This window comes from Campylobacter sp. 2018MI01 (genome assembly GCF_018501205.1).
Lineage (GTDB): Bacteria > Campylobacterota > Campylobacteria > Campylobacterales > Campylobacteraceae > Campylobacter_E.
Map to the genome: position 1 here is coordinate 26,240 of NZ_JAHCZE010000012.1, position 8,563 is coordinate 34,802.

Genomic DNA, 8,563 nt, shown 5'->3' on the forward strand with positions numbered 1-8,563 from the left:
CTTTTATTCAACCTACTTTTTAAACTTACTTGTTAGAATTAAAAAAACTTTTAAGGATAATTATGAAATATGTTTTATTTGATACAGAAACTACAGGAAATACAGAATTAGATAGGATTATTCAAGTAGGTGCTTTGGTAATTGATAGTGAAAAATATGAATTTAATGAAATAGAATATGCTGAAAATATTTTTGACAATATACAAGAGAGAAAAGTTTTAGTATTTGATGAATTATGCAGTAGTGAAGTAAAGATTTCTTTTGAAGCTATGGAAGTTCATAACATAACCCCTGAAATGCTTATTAATAAGCCAAAATTTAGTGAAACGAAATTCTCAAAAATGCTAAATGAGCTTAATTCAAACGAAAATTACTTAATAGCTCATAATATTAAGTTTGATTTAGGAATGTTAGAAAAAGAAGGCTTTCAAAATAATTTTAAATTAATTGATACTTATAAGTGCGCTAAGGCTATTTTTCCTGACTTTAATCATCACAGATTGCAATATTTAAGATATTTTTTAGGGCTTTATAAAATTGAGCAAGAAGAAGCGCAAAAATTAGGAATAATTATAAAAGCTCATGATGCGATAGGCGATGTTTTGGTTATGAAATTATTATTAGATGAGTTATTAAAGCATAAAAACTATGAAGAATTGCACGAAATTACAAAAGCTCCATTAATTAGCACTAAATTTAGCTTTGGAAAATACAAGGGCAAAAGTTTTGATGAGGTTAGAGCTGTTGATAATGGATATTTGTTGTGGGCTATGAATAATTTAGATGATGAAGATTTAAAATATTCTATCAAGAAATTTTTAGGATTAATTTGAGAATTTAAATCTCAAATTATCATTTTTTCTATGTTATATTTTCTATATAATTAATGTTATTATCATTTATTGCTATTAAATCTATGCAATAATTTAAATTATTATAATCTTCATAATGTTGATTAAAAATATAAATAGATTTTATAATTCTTTCTAATTTTTTTGGTGTTAAATAATATTCGCTTTCATAATTTTTGCTTGACTTTACTTCAATAAAATGCAAGGTTTTATCCTTTAAAGCGATTATGTCAATTTCTCCAAATTTGGTTTTATAATTTGTTTTAATTATTTTGAAATTATTTTTTTCTAAGTATTTTTTAGCTTTTTGTTCGTTTTCATAGCCAAAAATATATGACTTTAGTCCTTTTATACTCTTATTTAATAAGTTCTCTTGCTTCATTTATTAAATCTTCGTTAGGATAAATTCCGCAAAAATACTCAAAAGCAAGGGCTGCTTGAAAAATAAGCATATCAAGTCCATCTTGAGTAATAATATTTGGATTTTTTAACTTACAAAAATCTAAAAATATATCGTGATTATATGCTAAATCATAAGCAATTTTTGTATTTTTTGCTAGTTTTTCTAAAAGATTTTCTTCTAAAGGTAGTAGATTTTTTAAACTTGCGCTTGTTGAGTTTATAATTAAATCAAATTCAAATTCATCTAATGTCGTATGAACTTCGCATAAAAAATCATCTTTTTTACTTCTATTAATTACTTTAGTTTTTATATTATTTTTTGCTAAAGAATAATAAACAGCCCTAGCAGCCCCACCAGCTCCTATTATTAAGGCATTGTTTATTTTGTAATTTTTTATAGGTTCATAAAAACCAAATATGTCAGTATTATAAGCTTTTAAAGTTCCATTATCATTTATTATAGTATTTGCTGCTTTTGTGTTTATAACGCCTTCATCTTTATAATTTGCTAGTATTGCAACTTCTTCTTTATAAGGTAAAGTTACATTAACACCTTTATATTTTAAAATTGTGTTTTTTAAATCATTTGGATTTTCTACTAAAATTTTCTCATAATTAGCATTTATATTTAATCTTTCATACCATAGGTTATGAATTATAGGAGATTTTGAGTGAGCGATAGGATTTCCTATCACTCCGTAAATATTATTTTGCATGATAATAAAATGCGTCTTTTTTCACATTATCTCTTACAAATTTTAAGGCATTTGCTTTATCAGAATTTGAATAAGGTCCTACAATTACTCTACTCATACCTTTATTATCAGTAACTACTTTATATTGTAATCCTAGCGTATCTAGTTTTTTAATTTCGTGTGATTTTAGGTCAATATTTTTACCTGCATATACTTGAATATAGCTTCCATTATCACTTGTAGTAGGTGCTTTATTTGCTGGTTTTTCTTGTTGAGCAACTGGTTTTTTAACATTTAATGTATCAAATACTGAGTTTTCTTGTTTTGTTGTTTGAGTAGCTTGTTTTTTCTCTTCTACAACCACAGGCTTTTTCTCTTCAACTACAGCAGGTTTTACTTCTTCTTTAGGAGTTTCAAGTGCTGGCGTAGGTTGTTGATTTGCTTTTGCTAATTCTTTTACAACATTTTGAACTTCTTGAGATTTTTTAGGTTCTGGTTCTACTATATTATTTTCTTTTTTTAATCTTTCTTCTAAAGATGTAAAATCATCACTAAAACCATCATTTTCACTTTTTAAATTCTCAAAAACTTCATTATCTTGAGCTTTTTGTTCAAATGTAGCATTAGGTTCTATTGGTGGTAATGGGCTTTTTTGACTATCTCCATTGCTTATTAATTTATATATAATTAAGGCAATTAGAAAAACTATTATGCCTATAATTATCTTAAATAACATTTGTTTTTGTTTATTCTTTTTGTTGTTACTTTCTAAAACTAAATCTTCAAATTTATTGTGTTCTTGCATTTTCAATCCTTTACATATGTTTTGACCAAGATGCCCCACGCTCTTTTTGATAAATTTCATAAGGTAATGCTAAAATATTGTATTCCTTAGGCATATCAAGTGTTGGAAATACTCTCCATTCAACGGGCATTTTTTGAGCCAACATTGCACTTAGTTTATTGGCTAATCCACAACCTTCGGCAAATGCAGTATGACCTTTGTGAATATATAAATGAAGATGACCTGGCGTTTTGCTTTTATACGCTGTGAAATTAATAAAACCTTCTTCTCTTAATAATAATTGAGCTCTATGCCAAAATTTTTCAGTATTAAAACCATTGTAGTCAAATACTATATTTTCTACTTTATCTTGTGCGTTTATTAAATTGTGAGCTATTGTTATTTTACCTTCTGAATGTTCTCTTATTAAGCTTGGAGATAAAAACTCATTAACTCTTTCATACTTATTAAAAAAAGTTCTACCTTTATGCTCAATTTTGCTTACTATAGTATCTCTTTTTATAAAATAATGTGAATTAATCATTTTAATTAAGGCTAATTCATTGCTTGTTAACATTTTAAGTCCTTATATAATGGGAAATTTTCGCTTAATTTTAGCGTAGTTTCTTTTGCTTTTTTTATAATTTCATCGTTATTTAAATTCTTTAGCACTAGGCTTATTGTCTGTGCTATTACTTTCATTTCTTCTTCTTTCATACCACGAGCACTAAGTGCAGCAGTGCCAAGTCTTAATCCACTTGTAATAAAAGGAGAACGCTTTTCGTTAGGAACGCTATTTTTATTAGCTGTAATACCTGCTTTTTCTAATGCTATTTGAGCATCTTTTCCGCTAAATTCACAATCACTAAAATCCATTAACAACAAGTGATTGTCAGTTCCACCGCTTACTAATTTAAATCCTTCTTTTAGCAATTCATCGGCTAATACCTTGCAATTTTTTATAACTTGATTAGCGTATGTTTTCCAACTTTCATCAAGATTATATTTAAATCCAACTGCTTTTGCTGCAATAATATGCATTAATGGACCACCTTGAAGGTTAGGAAAGATTGCTGAATTTATTTTTTTTGCAAGTTCTTCATCATTAGTCATTATTATCCCACCTCTTGGCCCTCTTAGAGTTTTATGAGTTGTTGAAGTTACTATGTGAGCGTGTGGAAATGGACTTGGGTGAAGATTAGCTACTACAAGACCAGCAATATGTGCAATATCAGCTAATAAAAATGCTCCTACTTTATCAGCAATTTTACGAAATCTTTCAAAATCAATTATTCTAGCATAAGCACTAGCACCACAAACTATTAATTTTGGTTTTACTTCTAGGGCAATTTTTTCAATTTCATCATAATTTAAATAACCATTTTCATCTACTCCGTAGCTATAGCTAGTATATACTTTGCCACTTGCATTTACCTTTGAGCCGTGAGTTAAATGTCCACCTGCACTTAAATCCATTCCTAAAATAATATCTCCTGGATTTAATAATGCTGCGTATGCACCTTGATTTGCTTGTGAGCCTGAATGGGGTTGAACGTTTGCGTAATTACAATTAAATAATTTTTTACAACGCTTAATTGCTAAAACTTCTGCTTTATCAACGATTTCACAACCACCATAATATCTTTTTGATGGATAGCCTTCTGCGTATTTATTTGTAAGAATACTACCTGTAGCCATCATAACTTCAGGAAAAGTGAAATTCTCACTAGCAATCATTTCTAAATTCTCATTTTGTCTTTTAAATTCTTCTTTTATAATTTCATTAATTTCTGTATCAAATATCATCTTAACCCCTTTTTTATATATAAATTCTCGCTAGTAATCATTCACAAATTGAAATTATCAATCCTTTTTAGGACGCATAGCAGGGAATAATATTACATCTTTGATTGATTTTTTGTTAGTTAGCATCATAACAAGTCTATCAATTCCTATGCCCTCACCTGCAGTTGGTGCCATACCAAACCCTAACGCATTTACGAAATCTTCGTCCATTTCGCATGCTTCGTCATTTCCAGCTTTTTTAGCTTCTACTTGAGCCAAAAATCTTTCGTATTGATCAAGTGGGTCATTTAATTCGTTAAATCCATTTGCTAGTTCTTTTCCAGCTATAAATAATTCAAATCTCTCAGCTATTTCAGGATTTTCATCACTTCTTCTACTTAATGGACTAATTGATACTGGAAAATCCGTAATAAATGTAGGATTTATAAGTTTATCTTCTACATAATTATCAAATAATTCTGCTTGTAAATGTCCTAAATCTAATTTTTCATTTGCTTCAAATCCATCAGCCTTTAATTTCTTTAAAATTGCAGCTTTATCATTTACTATAGCAGCATCAATACCACCTATTTGAACTAAGGCATCTTTATATGGAATTTTTGCAAATGGAGTGCTAAAATCTATTTGCTTATCATCGTATGTAATAGTAGTGCTAAGTCCTAAGTGAGCTATTAATTTGCTTAATAAATCTTCAGTTAAATTCATTAAATCCTTATAATTATGATAAGCCCAATAAAACTCAATCGTGCTAAATTCAGGATTGTGAGTAAGGTCCATTCCTTCGTTTCTAAAGCAACGATTTAATTCAAATACAGCTTCAAAACCACCAACTATTAAGCGTTTTAAGTAAAGTTCAGGTGCAATTCTTAAAAATCTATCAACACCTAAAGTATTATGATGGGTAATGAATGGTCTTGCGTTAGCTCCGCCTGCAATTTCGTGCATCATAGGAGTTTCAACTTCTAAAAATCCTAGATTTTCAAAATATCTTCTAACAAATGAAACAATCTTACTTCTATTAACAAAATCTTGTCTAATTTCAGCATTCATAATCATATCAAGATATCTTTGTCTATAGCGGCTTTCCATATCCACTAAGCCGTGAAATTTTTCAGGTAATACGCAAATACTTTTAGTAACTAAATCTAATTTATCTACATGAATACTAAATTCGCCTTTTTTTGTTACGAAAGCATAACCACGAACTTTGATAATATCGCCTACTTCTATGAGTTTTTTAATATTATCAAACCAAGTTTCATCAATTGTGCTTTTATTAAAATAAATCTGAATTGAGCCACTAAAGTCTTCAATGTTCGCAAAAACGGCTTTCCCACCATCACGCATAAATTTAATTCTACCGATTAATTCACAGATTTCTTCTGCTTTTTTTTCTTCAAGTTCATTTATGAAATCATATTTATCTTTAAATTCTTTTATACTCATCGGTTTTGTTACAAAATGAGAATAAGGATTAATACCTAAAGACCTTAGTTCGTTAGCTTTACTAATTTTTTGCTGTTCTAGTGGGTTTTCAAACATATTTTTACCTTTCTTTATATTAAATTATTTTTTTTGACATTCTTTGCAAGTTCCATATAATTGCATTAAATGGCTTGATAGTTTAAAACCATGTTCTTTTGCAATTTTTAATTGTCTTTGCTCTACTATATCATCTTGAAATTCTATAATTTTATTACAAGATTTACAAATCATATGGTCGTGGTGTGGCTTGTTTGCAAGCTCAAATTTTTTACCTGCAGTTCCAAAAGAAATTGAAGTTACCATTCCTGATTCTTCTAAAAGATTTAAAGTTCTATAAATTGTTGCGATACCTATGTTTTGATTAGGATCCATTTCTTTTAATGCTTCATAAAGTTCATCTGGAGTGCAGTGTTCGTCATTGTTATAAAGTAATTTTAATAAACTTTCTCTTTGTTTTGTGTATTTTAATCCACTTGTTTTTAGAATTTTTTTAAATTCTTCTAATAATACATCGTATTCCATATTTTCCATGTTTTCTCCTTTTATTTTGAATTTTCTTCTTTTAATTCATTATTTAATAAATTTTCTTTTTTTGTATTTATAGTATTTTGAATCGCTTGTATATTAGCGATTGCTCCACCTGTTTGAATTAAAACAGGATACATCATACTATTTGCAAAAAATTGGTTTACTTTACTATTTATTATAGGTAAGGCATTTATACAAGATGCAATTATAGAAAAAATTATAAATATTTTTCCAGCGCAAAATATAAATCCCATAATTTTATCAATTATTCCAAGTCCGCTTAAGGCTACTAGTTTTGATATTATTCTTCCTAAAATAAGAAAAATTCCCCAAACTATAACTAAAGTTATAACAAAACCACATAGGTTTAATAAAAGCTCATTATCGCTTTTATAAACATATTGATTAATTAATGCCCCTACTTTTTCTGAATTGCTAGTGCTTACATATACGCCTACTAAAATACCAGCTAATCCAAAACCTTCTTTAATAAGTCCTGAAATAATTCCACCAATACCTAAAATTAGCGTTACGCCAATTATTACACAATCTAGTATTAAGCCGCTATTCATATCAAATTCACTAGCTCATTATATTGAGTGCTATATCTTAAAGCAAGCTCACGAGTGATTAAACCAGAGCGAACCGCTTCAACTAAGCTTTGTGTTTGGGTTTTCATACCTGTGCCTTGTTGATTTAACTGCATTTGTGAATATATTTGATGGTTTTTGTTTTCACGAATAAGGTTTGCAATAGCCATATTATTAATCATAATTTCGTGAATTGCTAAACGACCACCACCTTTTTTAGGTATTAAGCTTTGTGCTATAACTGCTTGTAATGAAAACGATAACATATTTCTAATTTGGTCTTGCTCTCCACCACTAAAGCTATCTACGATACGGTTGATTGTTTGCATAGCTGAGTTTGTATGTAGGGTTCCAAATACTAAGTGACCTGTTTCAGCTGCTGTAATTGCTGCTGCTATTGTTTCTCTATCTCTCATCTCACCGATTAAGATGATATCAGGGTCTTGTCTTAAAGCATATTTTAAAGCTGTTTGAAAGCTTTTAGTATCTATATCAACGTTTCTGTAAGAAAATACTGATTTTTTGTTTTTATGCATAAATTCAACTGGGTGTTCTATGGTTAAAATATGCTTACTTTCTGTTGCGTTGATTTCATTTAACATTGCTGCTAGAGTTGTTGACTTACCAGAACCTGTTGGACCTGTTACAAGAATTAGTCCTTTTTCTTTTTTGATTAATTCTTTAAAAATTGGTGGTGCTTTTAAATCATCTAAACTAGGGATATTTTCAGGAATTAGACGAAATGCAGCTGCAAGTTTTCCTTCTTCAACATAGTAATAGTTCGCCCTAAAACGCCCTACTCCTTCAACTGCATAAGCGAAGTCTAGTTCTCTTTCTTCTTCTAAGGTTGCTTTTTGTGCGTCTGATAAAATGCTATAACAAGAAGCTTTAATAATTTCAGAATTTAAAACAGCAAATTCCAAATCATTCAAAGTTCCGTGAATTCTTAAAAGTGGTTTTCTACCAGGAATAAAGTGCAAATCACTCGCATCATTTTCTTTCATAAATGTTAAAATTCCATTCATTTGAATGGTATTAACGCTATCTTGAGTTTGAATATTTTCTTCCATTTATTTTCCTTATTCTATGATTTTAGGTACAGAGAAAAAATGTCCATTTGTAGATGGTGCATTTTTTAAAATATCTTCAATAACTTCTGATTTTTGTGGTATATCTTCTCTTAGTGGAGTATAATTTAAATTATTGATTTTTAAATTATTAGTATCAATTTCATTTAAATTATCTACGAATTTTAAAATATCATCAAAATCAGCAATTAGTTCTTTTCTTACATTATCATTTAACCTAATTGATGATAATTTTTCTAATCTTTCTAATAGCTTTTCATTGACTACCATAAGTTCACCTTGCTTTAATAAAATTTCATCTGATTATATAATAAAAATTTAATATAGCACTAAA

At 28.6% G+C, this 8,563-nt stretch carries 11 protein-coding genes; 1 reads left to right on the forward strand and 10 read right to left on the reverse strand.

Going from position 1 to position 8,563, the window contains the following annotated elements; all coding sequences use genetic code 11:
* Positions 1–59: 59 nt before the first annotated feature.
* Positions 60–833, forward strand: coding sequence for an exonuclease domain-containing protein (locus tag KJQ97_RS03480; RefSeq protein ID WP_214119975.1), 774 nt, complete (start codon positions 60–62; stop codon positions 831–833).
* A gap of 28 nt (positions 834–861) precedes the next feature.
* On the opposite strand, the gene KJQ97_RS03485 is transcribed toward KJQ97_RS03480, so the two are convergent.
* From KJQ97_RS03485 to gatC, 10 genes are read right to left on the reverse strand one after another with little or no spacing between them, the layout of a single operon-like run.
* Positions 862–1,233: a YraN family protein gene (locus KJQ97_RS03485; RefSeq protein WP_214119971.1), complete on the reverse strand. Its 372-nt coding sequence runs from the start codon at positions 1,231–1,233 to the stop codon at positions 862–864.
* Entirely contained in the window at positions 1,208–1,969 is a 762-nt protein-coding gene (locus tag KJQ97_RS03490; RefSeq protein ID WP_214119972.1) for a shikimate dehydrogenase, read from the reverse strand. Before KJQ97_RS03490 ends, KJQ97_RS03485 begins: the two co-directional genes overlap by 26 nt.
* Positions 1,959–2,753 carry an SPOR domain-containing protein gene (locus tag KJQ97_RS03495; RefSeq protein ID WP_214119973.1) on the reverse strand — a complete coding sequence of 265 codons (795 nt, stop codon included), beginning with the start codon at positions 2,751–2,753 and terminating at the stop codon, positions 1,959–1,961. The genes KJQ97_RS03490 and KJQ97_RS03495 overlap by 11 nt, the downstream gene beginning before the upstream one ends.
* Positions 2,754–2,763: 10 nt before the next feature.
* On the reverse strand, positions 2,764–3,309 hold the full coding sequence (locus KJQ97_RS03500; protein ID WP_214116202.1) for a DUF1882 domain-containing protein: 546 nt from the start codon (positions 3,307–3,309) through the stop codon (positions 2,764–2,766).
* A complete protein-coding gene (gene glyA, locus KJQ97_RS03505; protein WP_214119974.1) occupies positions 3,303–4,538 on the reverse strand; it encodes a serine hydroxymethyltransferase in 1,236 nt (411 codons plus the stop codon). The genes KJQ97_RS03500 and glyA overlap by 7 nt, the downstream gene beginning before the upstream one ends.
* A 57-nt stretch (positions 4,539–4,595) precedes the next feature.
* Positions 4,596–6,080, reverse strand: coding sequence for a lysine--tRNA ligase (gene lysS / locus KJQ97_RS03510; RefSeq protein ID WP_214116207.1), 1,485 nt, complete (start codon positions 6,078–6,080; stop codon positions 4,596–4,598).
* 24 nt (positions 6,081–6,104) lie between these two features.
* Positions 6,105–6,554 carry a Fur family transcriptional regulator gene (locus tag KJQ97_RS03515; protein WP_214116209.1) on the reverse strand — a complete coding sequence of 150 codons (450 nt, stop codon included), beginning with the start codon at positions 6,552–6,554 and terminating at the stop codon, positions 6,105–6,107.
* An 11-nt stretch (positions 6,555–6,565) separates the two neighbouring features.
* Positions 6,566–7,123, reverse strand: a complete 558-nt coding sequence (locus tag KJQ97_RS03520) for a CvpA family protein (RefSeq protein ID WP_214116211.1) — start codon at positions 7,121–7,123, stop codon at positions 6,566–6,568.
* On the reverse strand, positions 7,120–8,166 hold the full coding sequence (locus KJQ97_RS03525) for a type IV pilus twitching motility protein PilT (RefSeq protein ID WP_275592004.1): 1,047 nt from the start codon (positions 8,164–8,166) through the stop codon (positions 7,120–7,122). The genes KJQ97_RS03520 and KJQ97_RS03525 overlap by 4 nt, the downstream gene beginning before the upstream one ends.
* Before the next feature lie 54 nt (positions 8,167–8,220).
* Positions 8,221–8,499: an Asp-tRNA(Asn)/Glu-tRNA(Gln) amidotransferase subunit GatC gene (gatC, locus tag KJQ97_RS03530; RefSeq protein ID WP_214116213.1), complete on the reverse strand. Its 279-nt coding sequence runs from the start codon at positions 8,497–8,499 to the stop codon at positions 8,221–8,223.
* Between the last annotated feature and the right edge of the window lie 64 nt (positions 8,500–8,563).

Bases quoted from the DNA above. Each gene is read 5' to 3' on its own strand.
- KJQ97_RS03485 (WP_214119971.1), bottom strand. From the start codon at position 1,233: ATGAAGCAAGAGAACTTATTAAATAAGAGTATAAAAGGACTAAAGTCA.
- KJQ97_RS03490 (WP_214119972.1), bottom strand. From the start codon at position 1,969: ATGCAAAATAATATTTACGGAGTGATAGGAAATCCTATCGCTCACTCA.
- KJQ97_RS03495 (WP_214119973.1), bottom strand. From the start codon at position 2,753: ATGCAAGAACACAATAAATTTGAAGATTTAGTTTTAGAAAGTAACAAC.
- KJQ97_RS03500 (WP_214116202.1), bottom strand. From the start codon at position 3,309: ATGTTAACAAGCAATGAATTAGCCTTAATTAAAATGATTAATTCACAT.
- glyA (WP_214119974.1), bottom strand. From the start codon at position 4,538: ATGATATTTGATACAGAAATTAATGAAATTATAAAAGAAGAATTTAAA.
- lysS (WP_214116207.1), bottom strand. From the start codon at position 6,080: ATGTTTGAAAACCCACTAGAACAGCAAAAAATTAGTAAAGCTAACGAA.
- KJQ97_RS03515 (WP_214116209.1), bottom strand. From the start codon at position 6,554: ATGGAAAATATGGAATACGATGTATTATTAGAAGAATTTAAAAAAATT.
- KJQ97_RS03520 (WP_214116211.1), bottom strand. From the start codon at position 7,123: ATGAATAGCGGCTTAATACTAGATTGTGTAATAATTGGCGTAACGCTA.
- KJQ97_RS03525 (WP_275592004.1), bottom strand. From the start codon at position 8,166: ATGAATGGAATTTTAACATTTATGAAAGAAAATGATGCGAGTGATTTG.
- gatC (WP_214116213.1), bottom strand. From the start codon at position 8,499: ATGGTAGTCAATGAAAAGCTATTAGAAAGATTAGAAAAATTATCATCA.